This is a genomic window from Pedobacter sp. T50_32 (assembly GCF_057652195.1).
This window is the reverse complement of sequence record NZ_JBYFBY010000012.1, coordinates 17,500-41,137: the sequence shown is the minus strand read 5'-3', so window position 1 is coordinate 41,137 and position 23,638 is coordinate 17,500. Positions and strand designations below refer to the sequence as shown.

The 23,638-nt window shown below is 37.5% G+C and carries 17 protein-coding genes; 7 read left to right on the top strand and 10 right to left on the bottom strand.

Features of this window, described 5'->3' with window-relative positions:
- The first annotated feature begins 426 nt into the window (after positions 1-426).
- Together AC23ME_RS21055 and AC23ME_RS21050 are read left to right on the top strand one after the other, a co-directional pair.
- On the top strand, positions 427-2,466 hold the full coding sequence (locus AC23ME_RS21055) for a sensor histidine kinase (protein WP_487729699.1): 2,040 nt from the start codon (positions 427-429) through the stop codon (positions 2,464-2,466).
- Positions 2,467-2,888: 422 nt separating this feature from the next.
- Positions 2,889-3,308, top strand: a complete 420-nt coding sequence (locus tag AC23ME_RS21050) for a hypothetical protein (protein ID WP_487729698.1) — start codon at positions 2,889-2,891, stop codon at positions 3,306-3,308.
- Between the two features lie 22 nt (positions 3,309-3,330).
- Here the strand turns inward: AC23ME_RS21050 and AC23ME_RS21045 are convergent, their stop codons facing one another.
- Entirely contained in the window at positions 3,331-4,656 is a 1,326-nt protein-coding gene (locus tag AC23ME_RS21045) for a hypothetical protein (protein ID WP_487729697.1), read from the bottom strand.
- Between the two features lie 192 nt (positions 4,657-4,848).
- Here AC23ME_RS21045 and AC23ME_RS21040 point away from each other — a divergent pair, with 192 nt between their 5' ends.
- The 4 genes from AC23ME_RS21040 (at position 4,849) to AC23ME_RS21025 (ending at position 9,105) form a co-directional block, all read left to right on the top strand.
- On the top strand, positions 4,849-5,790 hold the full coding sequence (locus AC23ME_RS21040; RefSeq protein ID WP_487729696.1) for an HNH endonuclease: 942 nt from the start codon (positions 4,849-4,851) through the stop codon (positions 5,788-5,790).
- A 25-nt stretch (positions 5,791-5,815) separates the two neighbouring features.
- The gene (locus tag AC23ME_RS21035; protein ID WP_487729695.1) at positions 5,816-7,822 is read left to right on the top strand and encodes a KAP family P-loop NTPase fold protein; all 2,007 of its coding nucleotides are present in this window, start codon (positions 5,816-5,818) and stop codon (positions 7,820-7,822) included.
- The gene (locus AC23ME_RS21030; RefSeq protein ID WP_487729694.1) at positions 7,819-8,736 is read left to right on the top strand and encodes a hypothetical protein; all 918 of its coding nucleotides are present in this window, start codon (positions 7,819-7,821) and stop codon (positions 8,734-8,736) included. Before AC23ME_RS21035 ends, AC23ME_RS21030 begins: the two co-directional genes overlap by 4 nt.
- An 81-nt stretch (positions 8,737-8,817) precedes the next feature.
- Positions 8,818-9,105, top strand: a complete 288-nt coding sequence (locus AC23ME_RS21025) for a hypothetical protein (protein ID WP_487729693.1) — start codon at positions 8,818-8,820, stop codon at positions 9,103-9,105.
- Positions 9,106-9,204: 99 nt separating this feature from the next.
- Here the strand turns inward: AC23ME_RS21025 and AC23ME_RS21020 are convergent, their stop codons facing one another.
- The 4 genes from AC23ME_RS21020 to AC23ME_RS21005 all read right to left on the bottom strand — a co-directional run bounded on the left by AC23ME_RS21020 (position 9,205) and on the right by AC23ME_RS21005 (position 16,353).
- Complete coding sequence (locus AC23ME_RS21020; protein ID WP_487729692.1) at positions 9,205-9,969, bottom strand: hypothetical protein; 765 nt, start codon at positions 9,967-9,969, stop codon at positions 9,205-9,207.
- 70 nt (positions 9,970-10,039) lie between these two features.
- Complete coding sequence (locus tag AC23ME_RS21015; RefSeq protein WP_487729691.1) at positions 10,040-11,695, bottom strand: O-antigen ligase family protein; 1,656 nt, start codon at positions 11,693-11,695, stop codon at positions 10,040-10,042.
- A 217-nt stretch (positions 11,696-11,912) separates the two neighbouring features.
- Entirely contained in the window at positions 11,913-13,250 is a 1,338-nt protein-coding gene (locus AC23ME_RS21010; RefSeq protein ID WP_487729690.1) for an SWIM zinc finger family protein, read from the bottom strand.
- Between the two features lie 4 nt (positions 13,251-13,254).
- The gene (locus AC23ME_RS21005; protein WP_487729689.1) at positions 13,255-16,353 is read right to left on the bottom strand and encodes a DUF6493 family protein; all 3,099 of its coding nucleotides are present in this window, start codon (positions 16,351-16,353) and stop codon (positions 13,255-13,257) included.
- Between the two features lie 314 nt (positions 16,354-16,667).
- Between AC23ME_RS21005 and AC23ME_RS21000 the strand changes: the two genes are divergently transcribed.
- Positions 16,668-19,673, top strand: a complete 3,006-nt coding sequence (locus tag AC23ME_RS21000; RefSeq protein WP_487729688.1) for a glycosyltransferase family 117 protein — start codon at positions 16,668-16,670, stop codon at positions 19,671-19,673.
- 247 nt (positions 19,674-19,920) lie between these two features.
- On the opposite strand, the gene AC23ME_RS20995 is transcribed toward AC23ME_RS21000, so the two are convergent.
- The 5 genes from AC23ME_RS20995 to AC23ME_RS20975 all read right to left on the bottom strand — a co-directional run bounded on the left by AC23ME_RS20995 (position 19,921) and on the right by AC23ME_RS20975 (position 23,534).
- On the bottom strand, positions 19,921-20,433 hold the full coding sequence (locus AC23ME_RS20995; RefSeq protein WP_487729687.1) for a DUF892 family protein: 513 nt from the start codon (positions 20,431-20,433) through the stop codon (positions 19,921-19,923).
- A gap of 77 nt (positions 20,434-20,510) precedes the next feature.
- Positions 20,511-20,768: a hypothetical protein gene (locus AC23ME_RS20990; protein WP_487729686.1), complete on the bottom strand. Its 258-nt coding sequence runs from the start codon at positions 20,766-20,768 to the stop codon at positions 20,511-20,513.
- Between the two features lie 253 nt (positions 20,769-21,021).
- Positions 21,022-21,162, bottom strand: coding sequence for a hypothetical protein (locus AC23ME_RS20985; protein WP_487729685.1), 141 nt, complete (start codon positions 21,160-21,162; stop codon positions 21,022-21,024).
- A gap of 70 nt (positions 21,163-21,232) precedes the next feature.
- The gene (locus AC23ME_RS20980; protein WP_487729684.1) at positions 21,233-22,717 is read right to left on the bottom strand and encodes an alpha-amylase; all 1,485 of its coding nucleotides are present in this window, start codon (positions 22,715-22,717) and stop codon (positions 21,233-21,235) included.
- A gap of 142 nt (positions 22,718-22,859) precedes the next feature.
- Entirely contained in the window at positions 22,860-23,534 is a 675-nt protein-coding gene (locus AC23ME_RS20975) for a response regulator (protein WP_487729683.1), read from the bottom strand.
- Positions 23,535-23,638 lie beyond the last annotated feature (104 nt).

Sequence of the window (23,638 nt, the reverse complement as noted above, 5' to 3'; positions counted from 1 at the left end):
TGCTAAAAAAAGTTGAGTACTAGTTGAGCTGGTCAGTTTGGAACGAAATAGAGTGGTTACTTTTACCGAAATCTACAGCTTGCAAGGCTAAACCCCGAAGGGCTCTACAACGTAAATCCCGACGCTTCGGGAACTAAACCCACCATCATAGTACGTCATCCTCAACTCGATTGGGGGGTCTTAAAGTGGTAGTAATCAAACCGTACCCATCGCACTTCCGAAAATTTATCCCAACTATTCCCGATAACCTATTCCGTATTTTCGGAAGTTAGGGCAAGGACTTATATCACACTATCAAATAAACCAATGAACTAATGAACCAACCATAATCCCAATAGACCTGTAAGGCCAATTAATCCCATACATGCAAATTTTGGCAGGCGATTTGCATTCTTATTAGTTGTAGCTCACTAAAACATCTATTTTATGCCCACATCTAAGCCGATCTATATACTTCGCTATCCTGCTTTATCCATTTCTTTCCTTTTAATGTTGTTTTTTGCTTGCCGTAATCACGACAGCGAAATGGCAAGCAGATCTTCCGTCTCGGACACTATTCTGGACAGCGCCAATGCTTACCTCAATGCTGGCGAACTTTCTAAATCGCTTTCCTATTTAGACTCTGCTTATGGGCGCATGTCCAATCAGGGAAGTATAGATCGTTGGAAAAGACTAAACTTCCTAAATAATTTCTATTTGCACTATCGAGTAGATTTAGATCGTGCAGGCCGCTATGCCGATAGTATGGCGCTCATGCTAGAAGATTACAAAGATCGTTACCCGGAAGCCTATTCTAATACCTTGTTCGCTCAGGGAGATGTACTGCGTGGACGTAAACAATGGAGCGCTGCTTTTGAACATTATTACCGCGGACGAACTTTAGCAAAAGAGCGGCTAGACACTTGTTTATGGACAGTTTTTACCAACAGACTAGGTTTAATCCGTTACGGGCAAAAGCAATACCTGCAGGCTGTGGGGTATTTTAAACAGGCGCTTGCAGAGCAACGTACTTGCTCCGAGTTGGTAGATTTCGAGCTTGGTTTTGTTTTACCTCAATCTATCTACAACAATATTGCGCTAAGCTATGAGAAAGCTGGTAGGGTGGATAGTGCCCTTTATTTTTATCGCCAAGGAATTAACTATGTTGAAAAGGGTCGGTTGCGCTTTCCAGATCGAGCTGCTTATATCGAAACTGCACTTGGAGTGTTTAATGGTAACCTTGGGGGAACCTATTTAAAGATGGGCAACCTCATTTCGGCAGAGCCCTACCTACTACAGAGCGTAGCTTTAAACGATCGCAAGGGATATGCTAGAGAAGATGCCCTAACGGCCAGAAAGAAATTGGTACAACTTTATCTCGCAAGCGGACGCTTAAACCTGGCCGAGGAGCATTTGAACCAAATAACCAAAAGACTTACTCAAGTTGAGTCGGAGAATGGAGCCAAAAGAAAACTAGAATTAGAATTGTTGCGACTTAAGGCAGAATTGGCAGAGCGGCAAGGAAATCCAGCTTTGGGGCTTGGCTTGTGGAAGCGGTACCAATTGCAGGCCGATTCACTAGCCATAACAGAAGGCCAATCGCTTGGATCGGATATGGAGGCTTCATTCCGTTTGGCGGCACAGTCAAATACTTTGGAGCTCAGCAAACGGGACAGTCAGTTAAGGTTATTCTATCTGCTGGCGGCAGTGCTGCTATTGATATTAGTCGGAATCATCTTATGGATGGTGTGGAAAAACTTGAAACGTAGCAACATACAGGTGAACAGATTAGAACAGGCGCTACGTGTGTTAGAGCAAAGCAGGCTAGAAAATAAGCGGATGGTGCGCATTGCCGCACACGACCTACGTAATCCTCTTTCGGCCATACAATTGCTTTCGCAGATGACACTAGAACAAGAAGACTTGTCAGAAGAGATGAGAAAAATGCTCCAGATCGTATCTCGTTCTTCCCAGCAAAGCTTAGCATTGGTTGGAAACATGCTCGATGCCGGTGCTAAACAGGAGGTAGAGCGTAAGGAAGAAGATCTACTGCAAGTGTTGCAATTTTGTGTAGAGCAGTTGCGCCCGCGTGCTAAAGAAAAGCAAGTGTCATTGGTGTTAAAAGGATCGGCGCTAAAAGCATTGATAAATGCCGAACACCTTTGGCGGGTAGTGGGCAATCTGTTAGATAATGCCATTAAATTTAGTCCTATTGGAGGGATGGTTACTGTACAGCTACAAGCCAAAGAAAACACCGCTTTAATTAGCGTTGCAGATCAGGGCATTGGCATTCCTCCAGAAATTGCAGAGAAATTGTTTATCCTTCAAGAAACTACTGGACGTACTGGTACGGCGGGAGAGGCCAGCCATGGTATTGGCCTAACCGTTGCCAAACAACTCATCGAGGCACACGGAGGTAAGATATGGCATGAACCTAATCACATTATAGGCACCATCTTTTTGGTAGAACTTCCAGTGTTGAGCTAACCACCCATTAGCCCCGGTTTAAAACCGCAGGGCTGAATGTTGAGTTTGCAAAGCTAAACCCCGAAGGGCTCTACAACGTAAATCCCGACACTTCGGGAAATAAACCGATCATCTGCTCATCGTTCATCATCTGTCCTCATGATGTTATCGTCATCCTTTCCTATTGCCGTCATCCCAGATTTAGTCTGGGATCTTAATGCGGTAGTATTTAATTATACGCTCTACGCCCTGTCATCCAGAGTGCAGCGAAGGATCTATTAACCCACCCATTAGCCCCGGGTTAAAACCGCCGGGCAGAATGTTGAGTTTGCAAAACTAATCCCGACACTTCGGGAAGCAAATCATCGAGTAAACAACGCTCAAATACCCCAACTAAACATATTTACTGCTCATTTGTTAAGCAGATAGCTAAAACATAAAGTATGGAAAATACAACTCATAAAATTACCGGACAACCTTCTCCTCAAGACGGGTTAGACAATACAGGTACTCAAGGTTATGATTCATTAAGCGACGATGCTTACAAAGGTTCTGTGATAAAAACGGAGCAAAGCAGTAACGAGCCTAGTCAACAGGCTCCAATTTCCATTAGCTCGCCACCTAATAAAGGTGAAAAAATCATCGTTGATGTGCTGATTAACGAGAAATTAGCGCATGTGATTGTCACAAAGAGCGGATTGCACTTTCATATCAACCTAGATGGTAAAGATATAGGGAGGTTTGAGCTAAATGACGAGGGTAAAATTAAACGTTTCCCGCAACCCAGCAGTGCCCATATAGACCACGATGTTTATTTTGCCCCTATTGAGGAAAAACTGAAGGAGCTAAATAAATTAAACTAACTTACTGTATCAGGTAAAATTATCATTTCTTCAATTTATCTAAGGATAGTGTTGCGCCCAGATACATCGCTAAGTACGTATCATAATTTATCACCTTTCTCAACTCCCAACCCAATGCAAGATCAACGGGAGCAACTTTGGTGAGTAGCTGACCCTTAAAAAGAAAAAATGGTGTGGTTTTCCTCTTCGTAGTGAAAAGCTGCCTGATTATCCCATTTTCAACTACTGTTTTGCTGAATGTGTTGTCAAAAAATGCGGCGCCCAAGGTCGGGTCCGCGTTAAAGGCAAATTTTTTTTCCTTTACATTTAACCTAAGCGGAAGCCCCAAACCTAAATAACTTTCATAGCTTACGTTTTTACTATATTGACGCTGTTGGATGGGTATTCTGTTAAGTGTAATGTTCTGTGTAATATCAGCTTGGGTTACCGTCAACGTATCAATCCTACGGTTCGCTTTGGTAGGCTTAACTGTTGTGGTTCTTACCATACCTTCCAGATGTAGGTTGAGGTAAACTGAGAACCAATTTGACTCATCTATCGCAATCATCGGGTTTAAATACCATCCCCATAAATTCTGATCGGTCTTCGTGTCCAAGGCGTATGTTTCCTCTATATATTTAGACCCTACTTCTAAACTACTTATATTAGGTTTTTCAAGATACCTCTCTCTTCTTGTATAGCCTTTACTACTATCTGCCTCGAAATATCTAAAATTATAAATTCCAAATTGGAAGCCCAATTTTGTTTTTGATTTAAAAAGTTTAAGATCGTTCCAAATGTTAGGAACGAAAAGATTAATCTGGCCAGCAAAATTTTTAAACGTAGGTGCTTCAAAAAAATCAAAGTTACTACCTGTTACAATTCTAAGTTCCCATTTGGCTGTATCTGCTTTAGCTTTAGATGGGTCGGTAGCGTCACTAATCACAAGCTTTATTGGGTAGGTAATGATCTCCCCATCAATTTCCTGAAATACGCTCAAGTTAATATATTCGTCAACTTCTGGAATGATGTCTGCCAATAATCTTACGCTTATGGTAAAGGCAGCAGAAATATTCTTATCAATGGTTTTAGTAGTTAAGGAATTGTCTGTATAAACATAATCTTTGTTTATACTTGCTGTGCCATCGTTCCTGTCCTGAAATTTATAGACAATTTTCTTTTGATCATTATTATCCTCCACTTTAAAATTTAAAAAGAATGTTTGGTCTGCGCTAGTCGGCTCACTCACTTTTAATTCCGTTGCTTTGCCATTTTCTAATTTGAAGGTTTTTCCATTGAAATTCAGCTCTAGTTTTTGAGCTGCGCAAATCAATGGGAAATAAAAAATTATCGCTAATAACTTTTTCATATCATTCTGTTATAACTAATTTACATATGCTTAACTACTCAAAATTATAGTAATTGAATTGTTGATGAAATACTTGAAAACCAGTATTTTATTAGCTAATTACTATAGGTTGTCTTCACAACTTGACATGTTTTATACTTTTGTTTTTGTCGTACGCAGGTTGTATATTAGTTTTTGCTAACAAAAATTAACTTGCTCAACCCAACGCTTTCCACATACGCTAAAGCTTTTGCCAAACTCAAACGAGGTGGTACCAAATACGGTGCGGCACCGCATAAACCTATTTTGCTGTTAACCCTCATCGAACTTATCGAAAAAGGCATCGTAACCGATAACCGAGTATTGGTAGATGCCCAACTGGTAGGCACTTTCAAAGAGAACTGGTTGTTGTTGGTTAACACCGCACTCCAAGAAGATTTTACCCAACCATTCTACTACCTACAAAACGAAAGGGTAGAAGGCCAAGGCTATTGGTTTTTACAGCCTATGCCCGGCTGCCAAATCAATGCCCACATCAAATCTGTAAGTGTATTGGCCAGCGTTTGCGAATATGGCTACCTCGCTACCGAGCTATGGCTCTTGTTAAATGATGCCGTAAGCCGAACCTATTTAAGGCAAGTTCTGCTAGATACCTATTTCGCAGCAACCAAAAATAACCTGCTCAATGCCAAGCAGCAGGGACAGGGCTACCTTAACGATCAAACTTCCGATTTGCTCGAAGAACCTCAAGCCAAATTAAAGCACATTAGTAAATACACCGAAGAAGATGTTTTTGTGCGCAATGGACTGTTTAAACGCCTAGTGCCCAAACTCTACCAACAACAATGCAGCTTCACAGGCATGAGCCTCAGCAGTATGTACAAACATAGCTTTACAGATGCCTGCCACATTGTGCCTTTTAGCCGCACGCAAAACGATAGCGTTACCAATGGCATTGCCCTTTGCCCCAACATGCACCGTGCTTTTGATCGTGGCTTGCTCAGTATAGATGATAATTACCGCATCTTAGTATCTGAACATTTAACAGAAGATAAAGACCATCCTTATGCGCTTGTATCGCTGAAAGGAAAAAAAAATCATATTACCTCAACAACAAAACCACTACCCAGCACGGGAAGCTTTGGAGTGGCATAGGGGAGAGGTGTTTAAATATTAGTCTATGCTAGTTACAGATTCAAAAACTTCTCAAGATTTATTAGGTAGAAAGAGGTTCGCAAAGCAAATAGTCTATAGTCTACAACAGTCTTTTCACGATAAACACGACGGAATAGTTGTGGGAATATCTGGTAGTTGGGGGTGCGGGAAATCTACGCTTTTAGAGTATATTAATAATGAAATAATTGAACAGTACAGTAAAAATAATAGTAAGTTCAAAGTTCTTAGATTTAATTCTTGGGGCAACTCTGGAGAAGACGATATAGAACGAAAATTTCTTGAAAAAATATTACAAACAGTAAGTGAGTTTGGCTTTAAAAGTGAAGTTCGAAAAGCTGATTCAAAGATTAAAGAATATTTAAAATATCTCAAAAAAACACAATTCTTAAAGAATATACACCCAGTAGTAAAAAATTTGTATGAAGGGCTTGATGAGTATTTAAACACAGAAATCACCTTAGAGGATATTAAGAAAGAAGTTAATGCTTTACTTGATGAAAATTCCGTCAAGTTATTTATATTAATTGATGACTTAGATAGGCTAACTCCAAAGGAAATAACGACTTTGTTTAAAGTCTTGAAAGTTAATTTTAATCTATTAAATACTGTTTTTGTTATTGCATATGACAAGGAAGTGGTTATAAATGCGCTAGCAAATGAATATAATTTTGATGGAGAGAAATATTTAGAAAAAATTATACAAATTGATTTTGCTATCCCGGCGATTTTAAAAGACCAATTGCGTGATATATTCTTTGAGAGACTAGAAATAATTACTGCTCAGTTGAATATAGATATTAACCTGCCCGAGTTAATGTCAATTTGGAAACTGTACGGATTTAACGAATATTTTAAATCCATTCGAAGTATAAACAGATACTTTAATAATCTCGTATTCAGCTTGCCAAATATCGGTGCAGATATTGATCTAAAAGATTTTCTATTGGTCGAAGCAATTAGAACTTTCGACAATAAGGCATATAATGATCTTTATGTCGACGTGCCACTTATCAATAGAAAGCAAATATGGATGTCTATCGACATTGATGAAAGCTTCCTAAGTAAATATAGGAATGAAACCACTAACGCTATATTGAACTTTTTATTTTTAGCACAAAAAAACAAAGCCGAGTCAATTTCAGACAAAAGACTTCGGAATAGATCATATTTTGAGAGATACTTTTCCTTGAGTATACCGCATTCTGATATTTCTGAAGAAACCTTTTCCAGTTTCTTTGCTGAGGAATCGGATAAGCAGTCTATTATGAGGCAAATTTATCGTGAAGGTAAAATGATGAACTTCTTGCAGAAAGTTAAGAGTATGAATGAGGAGCAAAAGTTATTGTTAAATGATCTAGGTATTTTTCGTAAATACACTGGTTTTTGGGAAAGCCTCGCCTATAAAATACCAGCTGATTTTAAAGCTTTAATCATTGATGTGTATTTCAAGTTTATAAATTTGTTTTCAGATACTTATGAGAGCTCAAGGGAGGCTGTCAGAAATCTAATGATGACGTCTAGTGACTCTAATAAAATAAAAATGATTATCACCCATTTTATTTTATTAAAACAAATACCATCACCTAACCATGATGATAAAGGTCAAATTATGCTCCATTTAACTCCTCTGACTAAATATTTCATAGATTATTTGAACAGCCAACATGGCTTTTATTTTTTGAAGATCAGAGAAGGAATGGCAGATTGGATTGAGCAACATTTCATTCATTCACTTGCTTGTCATCTTCCTGATTTATATTTGGAGCAGCTAAATAATAATATCTCTAATCCTCAAGTTTTAAGTTTTATAGCTAGCAACTTTTATATGTATGAAACAGAAGATAAAGTTGGGGCTTTGAGTGGTCGAAGTACTGAAATGCTATTTCCTAGCAATACTTTAGACAAGGCCATTGTTAATATCAAAGAGATGTCAGGCACGGTGCTGCCAGAAAATCAATATAGGGCGCTGAAATTTTTTGCTGAAAACATTAAAACTAAAATTATGTTATGAGTGAATTTATTAACTGGCTATCCAAATACCTAGGAATTGAAAAGACACCTACCGCAACTATTATTGTATCGTTGACTGTTTTTTGCCTAGGTATTGTAATTAATGAAACAATTAAAGGGGTAGCGAGATATAGGGAAAGAAAAGCCGTAAGAGAAATTGTTCGAAGAAATTACTTTATTTTCCAAGGCTATTTGATTGAGCAAGCTGAAAGTTTAAGAAATTTTGAGAGACTAGTTACAACCAAAGGTAGTCCAAATTTCAATGCGCATGTGCAACCATGTTCTGCGTTAGGTCATTTTAATGATATCTCCTACAACAATAGTTTTAAAGCTTTTTTTGTCGGTTTCGAAAATATTAGGCTTTGGGGAAGAAACAAGCGAATAGGGGCTTTTGATAAATTGTATCATTCCTTATCAACCATTAAAATTGAGCAAGAAAAAATGTTTCCGATTGTGGCAAGCTTTCCAGTTGAAGCCATGAGAATAATGGATAAATTAAATCTTAGCTTAAACGAAGCATTCGAAGCAACAGGTGACGTAGATATGAAGTTACGAAAGCAACCGCCTAATCGCGAATTAACGACTTGGCTTAACGTAAGAAGAAAGTTTTATGAAAATTGTTTTGCAAAAGGCGATCCTGATGATTTGAATGAAATAATAACATATTTCTTATCCGTATTAGAATTTGAAACTCGACATAGAAGTTCATTAGATTTAATAATGGATGAGAAAGAGTTTTTTTATTATCATAAGAAAATTCATAAAGCAATAAGTGATATTGAGTCTTTAAATAAGCTTGTTAAAAACACTAAGACTTATTGTATGGCCATAATTGAGAAATTTGAAGCCACTGCGCAAAAGTTAATGATAGCTTATGAAGATTTATTTGATAAAAAGTTACGAGATAGGCAATGATTGCCTCTGAAGCTCTACGGGATATATGTTGGCTTCTTTAATTTTTATCAATACCATTTATTTTTTAAAAGATAGATATTCATGGAACTATACGATTGGAGAAACATTAACAATAAATATAGCTTTCTTATTAAGCAACTATCCAAAGATTGGCAGTACCTTTTGGATAAAAACAAAGCAGAACGATTTTATCAGAGTTTCCTAGCTGAACATGCTGGTTTTTTCTTTAGCGATTATAATAAAAGTCTGGTTATCTCTAAACTAAAGATGGGATCAGAATTAGAGTGTGATTTTGTTGTTATTAAAGACGGTTACAGTAGCGGGACTATTTATGAGTTTACGATGTCACTCATGGACGAAAACCGCTAAACTTTCCACATGAGATGATCGTGAGTTCGCCGTATCTATTGAGTTTTGCTATCTTCGCATACTCTGTGAAAACCGTCTTCTCTTAAAATTTTATATGCTCTAAAGTCTATAAGCTGCAATTTCATTTAGGAAATATGCAAATGCTACTTCCATTGACATTTGTTGGCTAGAAGTATAGCTTGCTCCAGCATAACACGCGTTTTTATAAGGGATTTCATTGCATGATTCATAGGCTGCAAAGCCGGCTGGCACATTCATTACCATATTTGTAAATTTACTTGTCCCTAAAAACGAACTACAAAGATAACCAAATGTTGCGCTTACTAATTTGCGTCTTGAACCATAACCGTACATGTCCAAATCGGCCAATACGTAAGTTCCATCGTAATCATTTTCACTATAATTATTTACAGCGTCATAAAGTTGTCGAATAACCTCTCGTTGCGCAAAGCTAGTGTTAGGATTGTAGTGTATAATATTATTAACGTCAAAAGGTATTACGCTAGAGCAAATACCGTACATAGTAGAACCTGTTGGGGGCGGAGGAGTATCATTTGGATCTGGATCACCCTGCAATTCGGGCCAATCAATTGTCCTATCCTTTCCAAAGATCCAAATACCGTCACATTCATACGTTGTAAATAAAGTCGCCACAAATGGATCAAAGGTTATTAAAATATGGTCATAAACAGTTTCTGTGCCACTACAAGTGGTTGCCATTTTTTTAAGACCGAATGCATCTTTCGTTGAAATCTTCATTTCTTCCTGTTCCTCTATAACATCTTTCTTACAGGAAATTAGGAATAAAAACACAATTGGTATAATTAAGAATAATTTAATAGAAAGCGTTCTTTTTAGGTTCATTGAAATCTTAATTTGTTGTTTAGCTAAGTTAACAATTTAAGACATATCGAACAAATTATTTTATTCTGCTTTAAAGCTCTTCTATCAGTAGCACGCCTTTCGCCCTATCTTTAAGTTCTATAATTTCCTTAGAGGATATTTTTATAGGTGTATTAAGTATATCGACAGCTATTCTTTTTGCTTTGGATAAGTCTTTCTCGTCAAGGTAATATCTCAGTAGATAATATTTAGGTTTGAACATTCTTGGTAATATGGTATTGGCTTTTAACAAATGAATCTCTGTAAGATGTGTTTTTCCAATTTGCTGATAAGCAAAGGCTAACAGTAGGTTGGCGTCGATATCAAAATTGTCCATTCCCGAATTGTTTAACAAATCAATAGCTTTTGAATATGCTTTTTTATCAAAAGCTATAAACGCTTTATCATACAATAACTTACTGTCAAGCTTTTGATACGATAAAAGTAGCTCCGATTTGGTATTAGGATTTCGGTAACTAAGAAAAATTATACTCAACCAAATTAATGCACAAAAATTCAATAATATTGGTGCAAACTTTAAGCGCACGGGGCGGTTAGGTAGATTTTTGGTAAAGACGATAAAACTAAATGTAACTACAGCTAAGGTTGGAAATGTATGTAGTACATAGGAACTGGAACTCACTATAAAAACGAGAGCCGCAAAAGAGATCAATAAGCGATTTTTAGTTTTAAATAATAAATAGGCTAAATATAGTATCGGTAGTAGTATTATAACCCCACCTTCAATGGTGAATTGAAGTAAATCATTGAATGCATAATCATTCACGTCACTCAAAAGAAATGTTTCTTCAGTAGAGTTCTTAGCTAATAACTGTGATTGATACAACGTGTAATCAGATTTAAAATTTCCAATTCCAATTCCGAACACTTTTTCTTTAATGAGACCAATACAATTTTTCCATATATATAACCGTCCTTTTATTGAGCCTAGTTTAACAAAAAAACCATAGACGAAAACTGAAAGTGCGAACAAAGCAATAGGGAGGAAAAAAAACAAGTTCTTAACTCGTAGATAAGGAACGTGAAAGATAAAATATATAAAAATGGCACAAAGACTAGCTCTAGCATTATTCATAATGCATACTAACGTTATCAAAGCAATAAGCACCAATAGATAATTTTTTAAAAATGGATGGTTATGTTTGTTCTTGCTTACATAAAACAATAATGGAACAAAAAGTGCTAGGTAATTGGAAAAGTAAGTTGAATTAAAAAGCCCCCCAGTAATGTTATTCCAATCATTTAGAAATAAAAAGGCTTTAATTATGATTGCAGTTAAAAGAGAGATTATTAATAAAGCAAGCTGGTTTGAATTTAGTTGCTGTCCCAATTTTGCTATCGCTGATTTTAAGGGGAAGTAAAGAATACAACTATAGGCAATACCTTCTATCATATCGATATCACTTCCATTTTCATATCTTAGTATAGTGGACACTGCTAAGATATTTGCAGTAAGTATCAAGGTAGCCTCAAATTTATTAACTTTAAACTCAAATCCTAAAAACATACTGACTAGAAGCGTCGCCCAAAATAGGATGAAAGCTAACATCACTGCTTGCAAACGATATTGCTGATACACGGTAGGCTGCTGATATAACGCAATGGCTACTATTGAGATGAGTATTAATATTAGTGTTAATTTTGTATTACTAAATTGGATGTTTTTGAAGACAATGTTGTTCCACATATCAAAATGGCTTAAGCTTTACCGTTTTTTCAGATAATTTAGTTCTTAAATTCTCTCCTCTTACTATAAACAAAGATACCTTATCTTGGTAGGATGGTACTCTATTTTTTATCTTATCTAATAATTAGCGTATTGGCAACAATTTTAGTGCTTATTAAATAGGTTTCCTCTTACAAAGCTTAATGTAAATGCAACTGGTACAAGGATATAAAGTGGCTTAAGAATTTGCGCTTTCTAGCATTTTTACCGCTAAAATATGTTTGCATATCCCTCTTTTGCCTTGGTAAGTGGTAAACCATTCGCAAGTGCACTGCTGACTTTCGTTTGTAATTAAAACCTTATGGCTAACATTTGTACCTCTTACTTCGGCTTCTATTAAATTAATTTCTTTCCTCAACACTTTCACATCCTGATCTGCCAGTAGCTTTTTCGCATTTTTAAGTCTAGGGTTTAAACTTAAAATCCGTTCTGTTTTAAAAGGCAACTGTCTATAAAAATGTTGGCGATCCATCACATCGTAACCCAATAAACCAATGGATGATAAACTAGAGCTCAGTTGTTCCATGGTACCAAAGTCAATATCGTGATCTATCGACAATAGCGTAGGATCAAAGGTTTCGTTGGCTTTTAACAACCCGTTTAATCCATAAATCCACTCTACAGGTAATTTTTCGGTAAGTTGTTCCAACGCTTTTCCTTCGCCCGAAAATCCGCGATAGGCATCAGGAGAAAAAGCCATTAATAACTGCATTTTACCAAACTCACAAACAAAAGCTGCAGTTTGTTTATCAGCAGACTCGTAAATAAATAACTGATCAACCAATGGAAGGAGGCCCTCTAACAGACGTAGCCTGTGTATGCCGCCAATTCTAACCGCATCGGCAGTGGCCAATGTAGAAAAGGTAAACCTTCCAGCTCTGCTACTTACAAAGAAATCGCTTTTTACGTTTCCCTTTGGCAAGCCTTGAAATAATTGAATGGTTTGAATTTTACTCAGTTGAAACTTAAGATCCATATCGGCCAAATAAAGCTGCACACTGGTAAGTCCTTTGATCCAACGATTGGGTAAACTCACTTTTTTCTCTACCACTTTCGTTTTGCTGGTAATTACCTGCAAATCCTTTTGCCCAACAGACAAGGTTACTCTCTCGTTTTTTTGTATCGCGTTCAAGGCATTTAACATAGGCTCATTAAAATCTACATTGGTAGTGCCGTTAGCAATAAACTCGCCATCTATAGCTTCCGGTTTCATATCTAAACGCACATACACGCCATTGCACGAAGAAAAACCTTCGAACCTAATTTTTGCACTTCCAGCAGAAACAATGGGATCACGTAAACTTGGTGGAATAGGCCCGAAGCTGCTGCGTACCACTTTAGCAATTGTACCCCAGCATTTTGCGGTAAGGTAAGGATCGGTCAGGTTTCCCCAGAAAAAACAGGGAATGTTATTAACCGTTTCAATTTCGGTTTGGTGCGCTAACACTAAGCTATTAATGCCACTGTTTTTGGTATAGGTTGATATGCTTGGATAGCTATATTGTAGGTCTGTCATTTCTTTAGGCTAAAATTTGTTTAATGAGATTTTTTAACGAGCTGTTGTCTTTCCAATGTTCAAAAAAAGCAACGGTTTGCGCAGCCGGTTGTTGTTTGGTTTTATAAAGTACATCTACATAATGTTCTACCATTTTCTTAAAGTTAGTAGGTAGTTTATCGCCTACTTTAAGGTGTTCCAAAATTCCTTCTACCATTTGTAAATATGCCATTTGGTGCGAGCCAGAAAAATCTTTCAGGGCCTCGGTACTTTCAACCATACGAGAAAACGGCCCATACTTATGATACACCAAAAACGCAATTTTCTTGGCGAAAGCCGAGATGTCTATGTATTGTGCTTCAACCAAATTAATTAATATTTCCGAAGCCATTAGTCGTATTTCTTTCTTTTCCTGAAAGCAGATACAAGCAAAAGTAAGTAGCGATAATTCTGAGAACCTAAAATTAGGGCTGTTCACAATGTTTAGAAAACCTCTCATATCGTTGCCAGCACCGCCGCTTGCCGTAATGCACGACGAACGCAGTAGATACCAAGCTAATGGATCATTGTTTTGTGGCATTAAACTATGCCAATACGCTACGTTTCCTTCACTTTCTAAAAAATAGTTCCAAGTGTTTTTCTTCCCGGTAAGGTCGTGTCCATATAGAAAATAGTCGGGAGCGGCAACAAATGGAGTATCTTCATAGCTGAGTTCTTGCCAAGTATCACTACGTTCCATCTGTTTGGTCATATAGTTTTGATATTCGTTCCAGCGCTCAATTATTGTAATTTTTGGTCGGTGGGGTTTAATTACAAACGGAATATCTTTTAGGTAGCTATGATGAAATTCCTCAAAAGTTTCTTGAGGATAATATGTGCGTGCTGCTTGTGCCCAAATTCCATCTATATTTTCCTTATCCTGACCACTTACTTTGCCAAGTAGTTTTTTGAAAAGACTTTGGGGCTTTAGCTTAATTTCTTTGTTAGCTCCCAAACAAAATGCCATCAAATCTTTTAAGTCGCCTGTTAGTTGTTCTAGTAAGGGCAAAGCCTCTGCTGTTTGCTCCCTAGGCATGCGGCTAATGGCAATGCTGAGATCTAATTTATCTATTGCAATGCCTAATTTCACACGGTTAATTAAGCGTTCTAATAAAACTTTAGGCGCCACCCAATACGGTAAATGCGTAGGGAAACATAATAATGGCTGATTTAAATTATTATCGATTAAAATTTGCGCCGAATATAAAATAGGCCTAATTGTTAATAAGGTTTTGATTTTATGATAAGTACTCACGTTAACCCTAAATCGAGCATGGTAATCGGCAATCTTTTGTCTTAAGAAACTTGAGGTATATGCTTTGTGTATGCTGTCGAAATATTTTTTTTCTAGCTGTTGTAAATAAGGCGCTAATTGTTTTTCGTAATCTGCCGGAAATAAATCACGCTGTGTAATTAGGGTGTTGATTAACAGTTCTGTATCTGCAACTTCATCAGAGCTAATAAATTTTCCGAACAAGAACAAAACCTCATTCCAATTTTGAGGAGATGCTATTGGTTCGGTTAAAATATTTACGTTTTGTGGGTCGTACTGATATGGAACATTACTTTCTTGTGCTTCTTCTGTTAGCGTTACTGACTGTAAATAAGCTGCAAGAAGGTTTTGGTTATTTCCCAACATCAGCCCTGCGTAAGCCGAGAGTTTATCAGTCAATTCTTCATCCGCTGTTGATGCTATTTTTAATAAAGCTTTGGTGGCTCTTTCTTGTAGGTTTAAGTCGGGTATGGTGTATATATCTGCTATTAATGAAGCAATTTTTGGTGCCAATTCTGGATGTTTTTTTGCTAGTTTTTCTACGATAAGTATCAAGCTTTTAATACTGCTTTTATGGTCGCTACTCATCATCAAAGGACCTAACCAATCTAAAAATGAAGCCACATCAAAATCTGAATGCTCATACATTTTCTTCAAATAATCTGTAGCCCAGTTTACAACAGGAGGATAGGGGTATTGCAAGCAACTAAATAGTTGTTCTTGGTTGGGCAATAACTCTTCTGGTGTAATGGCTAAATCAGCTAGCCTCTTCCTGAAAAAAGACTTAAGGTTATTGTTCCATTCTTTGGTTTGTAGTAAAATGCTTTGTGTGATGAAATGTTCTCGAGATAGCTTTTTACTTTCCAGTAATTGCTTAAAGATCAAATCCCATGTGTAATATTGATCGTATGGTGCATTCTCGTCTACTCTAAAATGCTGATTGTGCAAATTAGTTTCGTAATCAAAAACCATGGGCACATCACGTTGGTAAGCTAGTTGGTCATTTACAATAAAGTCTATGTATGCGGGCATTTTCATGTTGCCAGACCAGTGGTTAAATTGGCTTATACTTCTAGCGTAAAGCTCAGGACTGTGTTCAATCAGTTGCTCATCTTCCAAAAAACGCAAGGTTAAATAAGGCATATTACGCCATTCGTTTTTCCTTAAACGATCTAATAAAAACTCTACAATCCAGGTTGGCTTTGCCCATTGCAAAATCTCAAGCACTTCGGGCTGCTTTGCTTTCGTCAGCTGGTCAAATACTTCTTCCCAAGTTAATAAATCAGTTTTGTTAAATATGGCTATTGCACTAAGTGTGAGAATGTCCTTTTGCTTATCGTCGCCACGGGTACCCCATTGGTATTGATTTTTTTGATATTCAGGCTCCTTGCTCAAATCTACATAAGTCATGTAAAAGCGCTTGCGAGCTTTGACGTGTTTTTTGAGCAGTTCTGCGTTTCCTTTAGCGTAAGTTTGTAGAAATGGTAAAAGCTTATTTATACTTCTGGCCTTTAAGATGTGGTCATAACCATCGAGTATCTCTTGTTTATTCGTAGCCTTTTCATTATTGTTTTTTTTCGAAACGGTTTCCGTAGTGACCACTTCGCCACTTTCAGAGTAACCCTTTTTTACCTTTTCGTTATATAGTTTTTCTGCTGCCTTTAGGCATTCTTCCTCATCAGCAAATTCTTTCGTTTGCGATGTGCCAGCCGTGCCGTTTTTACCATAGGTAACGGTAAAGCTTTTTCCTTGTACTGTTATTTGCCAAAATTTGTCAGAATTACCTTCAATGTATTTAAGGTGTTTTTTCATTTGCTTGAGCTAGCTGATAGTGAAGAGTTATTAATTTTTTCTGTAGACTATTATGTTATCGCGATACATCTGTTAAATATATGGAGTATCGCAAGTAAATCAAATATATACTTAGTTAATACTTGTTCTTTTGTTTGTTAGTCTAGATCAAATAGATTGGTGCCGCGATAACAGGGAAGCTTAACGCAGTGTAATAAAGTTTAAAAATTAGATAATTGGAATTTGCAGTCCTACAGTTATTTAACATTTTTTAACAAGCCTTTAACAACTTCGCCTAGCTCCAGAAATTAGCTTTGTCTTAAGCTAAAACAAACATGGAAAAATATAAACGCATCAACAACCTCACCGGATTTGTAATTTTTATCTTCGCTACGGCAGTATATTGGTTGTGCATGGAGCCAACAATGAGTTTTTGGGACTGTGGCGAATTTATTGCTGCTGCCTTTAAGATGGAGGTAGGGCATCAACCGGGTGCGCCACTATTTCTAATGATAGGAAAATTGTTCTCGCTGCTAGCGGGTACTGATTTGACTAAAGTTGCCTATTGGGTCAATTTTGTTTCGGTGATTGCTAGCGCAGCCACCATTATGTTCCTCTTTTGGACTATCAACGCGATAGCACTGAAGTTAATTAAGCTTGAAAATGGCAAAATGACCGGAATTCAGTTGTTCACCGTTATTGCCGCAGGTACAGTAGGTGCACTAGCTTATACTTTCTCTGATACTTTTTGGTTTTCGGCAGTAGAGGCAGAAGTTTATGCCATTTCTACCTTATGTACGGCTATTGTATTTTGGGCCGCTTTAAAGTGGGAAAGCCACATGAACGATAAATGGTTATTGTTCATTGCTTTTATGATAGGGCTTTCTATTGGAATGCACCTTTTAAGCCTTCTTATAATTCCTTCTATCAGTTTGTTGTACTACTTTAAGAAAGTTAAAGAAGCCACTTTTTTTGGGGCGGTTAAAGCATTTCTGATAGGCTGTTTGATATTAGGTGTTGTGCAAATTGGTATCATTCAGTATGTAGTGCTATTTGCCGCTAAGGTAGATTTATGGTCGGTAAATTCATTAAAAATGGGTTTTGGTAATGGGGCGCTTATATTTCTGCTTGTCGTGGTGGCTGCTTTGGCCTTTGCGGTGCATTACAGCATTAAAAAAGGATTATACAAGCTTAACTTGGCATTGCTATCCACCATCTTAGTTTTGTTTGGCTTTAGTTCATATTTCATGATCATCATTAGAGCTAACGCACAACCAAATATCAATCTTTCTAGTCCAGATACACCAATATCATTATATGCTTATTTAAGTAGAACGCAATATGAAGAAAAGCCTTTGTTGTATGGTCAGTTCTTCAATTCTAAACCAGTTGATGTTAAAGAAAAAGGCACTTCGTACCGACGTGAAGCCAATTCTTACGAAGTCTCAGGAAAGCAATACAGCTATGTTTACGATAAGAATACCTTTTTCCCAAGGATTTATAGCAACAAACCAAACCACGTTAAATTTTATCAAAATTGGATGGGTTTAGCACCAGATCAAACTCCAACTTTTTGGAATAACCTGAGTTTTTTCAATTCCTACCAGCTTGGTTTTATGTACTGGCGATATTTTTTGTGGAACTTCTCTGGCAGACAAAATGATACACAAGGGCAAGGTTCTATTACTGAAGGTAACTGGACTACCGGAATAAAACCGATTGATGCCTTACGATTGGGAAATCAGAACCAGTTGCCACCAAGTATCACCGAAAATGCTGGTCGTAATTCTTTTTACGGCTTACCTTTACTACTTGGTGTTTTAGGTTTGATTTACCTTTACCAAAGGGATAAAAAAGCTACTTTCATTTTAGGTTCACTTTTCTTCTTTACGGGTATTGCTATTATTCTATACATTAACCAAGACCCGCTGCAGGTAAGAGAAAGAGATTATGCTTATGTAGGTTCCTTTTATGTTTTTGCCATCTTTATCGGCATCAGCGTATTCGCTCTAAAACATTATTTGCAAAAGCTATTTGCAAGTAAAACAAGTCTGATCATGGCAACTGTTGTCACTTTATTAGCGGCTCCGGTTTTAATGGCTTTGCAAGGTTGGGATGACCACGATAGAACGGGAAAAACAACGGCCTTAGATATGGCGAAAAATTACCTCAATAGCTGCGAACCAAATGCAATTCTATTTACCAATGCCGATAATGATACTTATCCACTTTGGTATGTACAGGAAGTAGAGGGAATTAGAACAGATGTAAGGGTAGTGAACTTACAGTTTTTATCTACCGCTTCTTATATAGATCAGATGAAGCGAACGCAGTACAAATCTGATGCCTTACCCATTACCATTAATAAAGAAAAATATAAAGAGGGGGTGAGAGATTACCTTTCTTATTTTGATTATGGACTACAGGATAGCGTAGAACTCAAAGATTTGTTAGCTATTTTAACCTCAGATCATAACGATGATAAAATTCAAATGAATGATGGCAGTTATGAAAACTTTTTACCTTCTCAAAACCTAAAGTTAAGCATTAATGCTGATGAGGTAATTGCCTCGAATACTGTTTCGGCAAATGAAAGACAATTCATTGCAGATAAATTGGAATGGAAATTTAACAAGAACCATATCTTTAAAGGGGAGTTAATGATGTTGGATATCATAGCCAACAACCAATGGAAAAGACCAATTTACTTCGCTGCAAATCTATCGGAAGATACCTACATAGGTCTTGATAAATACTTATATCAAGAAGGGTTCGCTTACCGACTTTTGCCTTTAACATCAAAATTGGATGTAAACACCGATAAATCGGAACGAACAAATGACGCTTTGGCCTATCAGCATTACCAAAAATTTGAGTTAGATGGCTTTAAAAATGCGAAGTATTTAGATCCGGAAAGTAGGAGAGTATTATATGCTACTTGGGGCTTTGCAAATACCTTGAGTACAAATTTGATCCAGAAAAATCAGATGCAACAGGCAGCCAAAGTAATTAAAATGAGCATAAATAAGTTGCCACTTACTAATAGTTCAATTTCCGATACCCTCAACAAAATCTCATTGGTTCAAAATTTATATGCCATCAAAAATCATCATGAGGCTAACCGCATTATAGAAGACACAACACGTTTTATTGACCAAGAATTGGACTACATACTTTCTCTTCATAACGAACAACGTGATAACCTCATTTTTGAGGTAAGGCAGGGGATGTATGTGCTACAGGCTTTTAGCGAAATCGCAAAAATCTATCAGCAAGAAAAGATGGCAAATCAGCTAAAACGAAAAGTTGAAACCTTTACAACGCGATTTTCCGAGAGTTAGGTTGCTTTTTCGAAGCTGCTTGCACTTTCTATAGTTGGCGCAAATAGCAGTTTTTAGGAAGATTTTATGCAGCCTTGATTTTTTGGTGCCTTTTGTATCAACACAAACTGCGAAGTATTCTTGAATACAATTGAAAACATCAACTTAGAATGAAAAAAGGTACTAGCCATATCGGCGATGAGTTGGAAATACCCATACCGCATTAGATTCAGAACTAGCAAGATAGATGCAGAACTAGTATAAAAAACTACGCTGGAACTTCTAAAATAAGTTTCTCGTTAGCAATAATACGTTGTGCAATACGGTCTAGCCAAGTACACGTTGCCTCGTTATCGGTAACAGACTGCTTGGCTAATGTACCGCTATTTTCCAAACCAAGTTGCGTGGCAATTCGTGTTAACAGCCGGTAATAGACGTTTTTGGAAAGGATGACCTGTTGGACGCTAGAAATCATCAGGAGATCCCTTACGGCTGTCTTTTTTCTACCATAACTACTTAAGGATGGTAATTTTTGAGCTGATTTTGTTTTAGGACTACCATCACTTTTACCAAGCTCAAGATCAATGAGATCCAATCGTTTGAGATGATCGTTTATGCCTGTTTGCTCTTCGTGTAGTGCCTTTGCCAATTCAGGTGTAAACGCAGCCTTTCTTATCTTTCGGAAATATTTGTGCGATTGTTCTTCTAAAATACCGAGCTCGTTTAATAGTGTGCGGAAGACTTCTATATTTTCTTTAACCAGCGTTTCATTTGTATCCATGTAGCTTTTAACAGCCGATAGCGCAAATGGTTTACGTTAGTAGTGAATTGCTTCGGAGCGCCTAAAAATGGAAGATTTTAACCAATAGAGGTATATCTTTCAATAAAATCCTTTCTGGGGATCATGTGAAGATAGGCATAAGCGCCAGATGCTTGTTGCCTTTGTTTAAGTTGATACACAAAATAACCACCCAAATCAAAGATCATTGGATATTTAGCTTCGTACCAAACACGGTGTGGATGTTTCCATACAAACGAAAAATAATGGGCCGTAAGCTTGATACCAAAAAGTTCAGGATGCGCAAGCGTAAGTAACTTTGGTTTTATAATTCCCAAATCGCTTTTCTCGTAAAGGGTAAGGTTTTGGCTATGTGAAAACTCGTAACCCTCCAACCTCGGATCATCAACATCGGGCAGGTGCTTTAAAATTTTGAAGCCTTTGAATTTGCTGCCATCAACTACCCAAATAAGGTTGGGGTAAAACTCTTCTCTACTGCGTAGTTCGTTTAAAGAAATAGGAGAGTGCTGAAACTCAATAGTGATGCCACATGGTGTGTGTATATCAGCACGATGTTGACAATTTTGAGCTTCACTGAAAAAGGTTCTCTCTTAATGTTGAAGGAAAAGCCATTTTCCAGTTGCGGTGCCAGGCACTTTCGGATAAGTAGATGGGAAGATCTTTGGGAGAAACTTCCCTGATTTCTTTTGCTCCTATCTCTTTCTTCGCCATACGCAAAGTTAAAGATATATTCTAAAAGGGAGTATGATGTTGAAATCTACAAGGGGCAATTATTTATTGCTTAAACCACAATCCATACAGAAACAGATCCTGCCTCACATGAAAAATCTGCCCAACCATCATCGCCTACTGTAATTTCTTGATCTATATGCCCTAAGGCATCAACCATTTTTCTTCCTGCAAATTGACTACCCATTTCCATTCTTTTATAGCCTTGTTCTCCGTTAGAAAGTACAACAGCTAGGCCCGAGTTTTCTCGCTCTTCGATGCCCTCTCTCGTCCAACCTATACAGTTGGGATGATCGAAATAATCTCTTTGTAAGCCGTAAGCTTGGTGCTTGCGTAGCTGAAGTAAGGTTTCCAGCTGCGGTAGGTGTCCAATGGTAACCTCGTGGTCTTGTCCATCCTGACCCTTGTCCGTATAGGCAGATCCATATAAATCTGCATAAAATACACATGGATATCCAGCCTCTCTTAAAAGAATCAAGGCGTAAGCGTGTGCCCTAAACCAAGGCTCTACCACCTGTTCCAAAGATTGTAAGGGTTGGGTATCATGATTTTCTACAAAGGTAACGGCCAATTCTGGCTTGGTACTTACCAATGTATTTTCAAAAATGCTCGCTAAGTTATAGTCGCTTCCAGTTTTTGAGGCGTTCGAAAAATTAGCTTGTAAGCAGGTGTCAAACAATGACATTCTTCCCTCGGTAGCATCAATATAAGCTAAAAGACCTCCTAAATCTTCTGGAGCCCAGTATTCGCCAACGGTAAAAAAATCTTGCTGCAAATCTCCTCTTAAAAAGTCTAGCCATTCATTATAGAAATCTGCAGGCATGTGTTTAATGGCATCTAACCTAAAACCATCAAAGCCCAAAGTTTCATAAAACCACTTGCCCCATGCTTTCAGCTCTTCCCTCACAGCTGGGTTACGAAAGTCGATATCAGAAAGCATGAGGTAATCATAGTTGCCATTTTCCTTGTCCAAAACATCTTCCCAGCCCTCGCCATATTGGTTTAAGATGCTATAAAGTGCTGTTTCGCCACTGCGATGATCGTAATCTACGCCACTAAAACATTGGAAATCCCATTGAAACTTAGAATATTTTCCTGCACGGGCAGGATAGTGAAATTTAGTAAATGCTTCAATTTCGAAGGGTTCAGATATAAACTCATTACGGTTGGCAGGGTCCACCTTGCGAACAGTGATCGTTTCCGTTTCGTCTCCTCCACCTAAATGGTTCAACACAATATCAACATATACTTTTAACCCTGCATTTTGTGCTGCTTTTACAGCTTCAATAAGTTCTTCTTTAGTACCGTATTTGGTGCGTACGCTTCCTTTTTGGTCAAACTCTCCCAAATCGTAAAGATCATAAGAATCATAGCCTATTGCATTTGCCCCAGCCATACCTTTGTGTGCTGGAGGCAGCCAAATGGTGTCAAAGCCTTTTTCTTTTAGTGTATTTGCGTCTTGAGTTAGTTTTTTCCATAAGCTGCCATCGGCAGGGTAGTACCATTCAAAGTACTGTAGCATGGTATAGTTTTCCATTGATATTTTGAGGAAGCTTTGATTTTGGTAAGCTCCGCCCGATTAAACACCAATTTGCAAGGGATTGTTTTACACAAAATCACAGGATATAATAATACACTTTAAACTTTGCTATCTCTGATTTGGAATATATAGGAAACTGCTAAAAATTGGACTTTCCTAGAATATCGTTTAAACTAACTAAACGGTGTTTAAGGGCAAAAACCAATAATCCAATTACATTTTTGCTATTTGTTTTATTGATGAGGTTGTTTCGATGCCCCTCTACTGTGCGCTCGCTGATGGATAGTTTTTCGGCAATCTGTGCATTCGTATATTGCTGACAAATCAATAACAAGGTCTCCCGTTCTCTCTTGCTCAGAAGTTTACCTGCATCGATATGATTTAAATCGATGTTCATTTTTAAATGACCAAGATCTGGGCTAGGAAGCTGTAGATAAAAGCCATCTCTACAGATATCGCTAATGGCTTGTTGTAGTTCTTCTGCCGAGGCATTTTTTGATAGATAGCCATTGGCACCGGCTCTTAACGCTGCAAACACAGCATCTTGATCTTCATACGAGGACAGCACAAGCACAGGTAACGTTGGCGAAATCTTTCTGATCATTTTTAGCGTAGCGATACCGTCAGGTTCTGGCATTATCAAATCCAAAATAACTAAATCTGGAGTTTCATTTGCCTTTGCAAGTTCATCAACCAATGTTCGGCCATCAGCACATTCAAGAATAACTTTAATGTTTTCTAAAGAATTCAAGATGGCGGCCATTCCCGTTCTAAAAAGGTATTGATCGTCTGTAAGTGCAATTTTGATCTGCATAATGTAAATTCGGATAGGGCTAAAATATAAATACAAATATAAATCATTGTTTTTAGGCTTAAGGTAAGCTTTGCCAAATTTTACATATTGTAGATTTTACACTT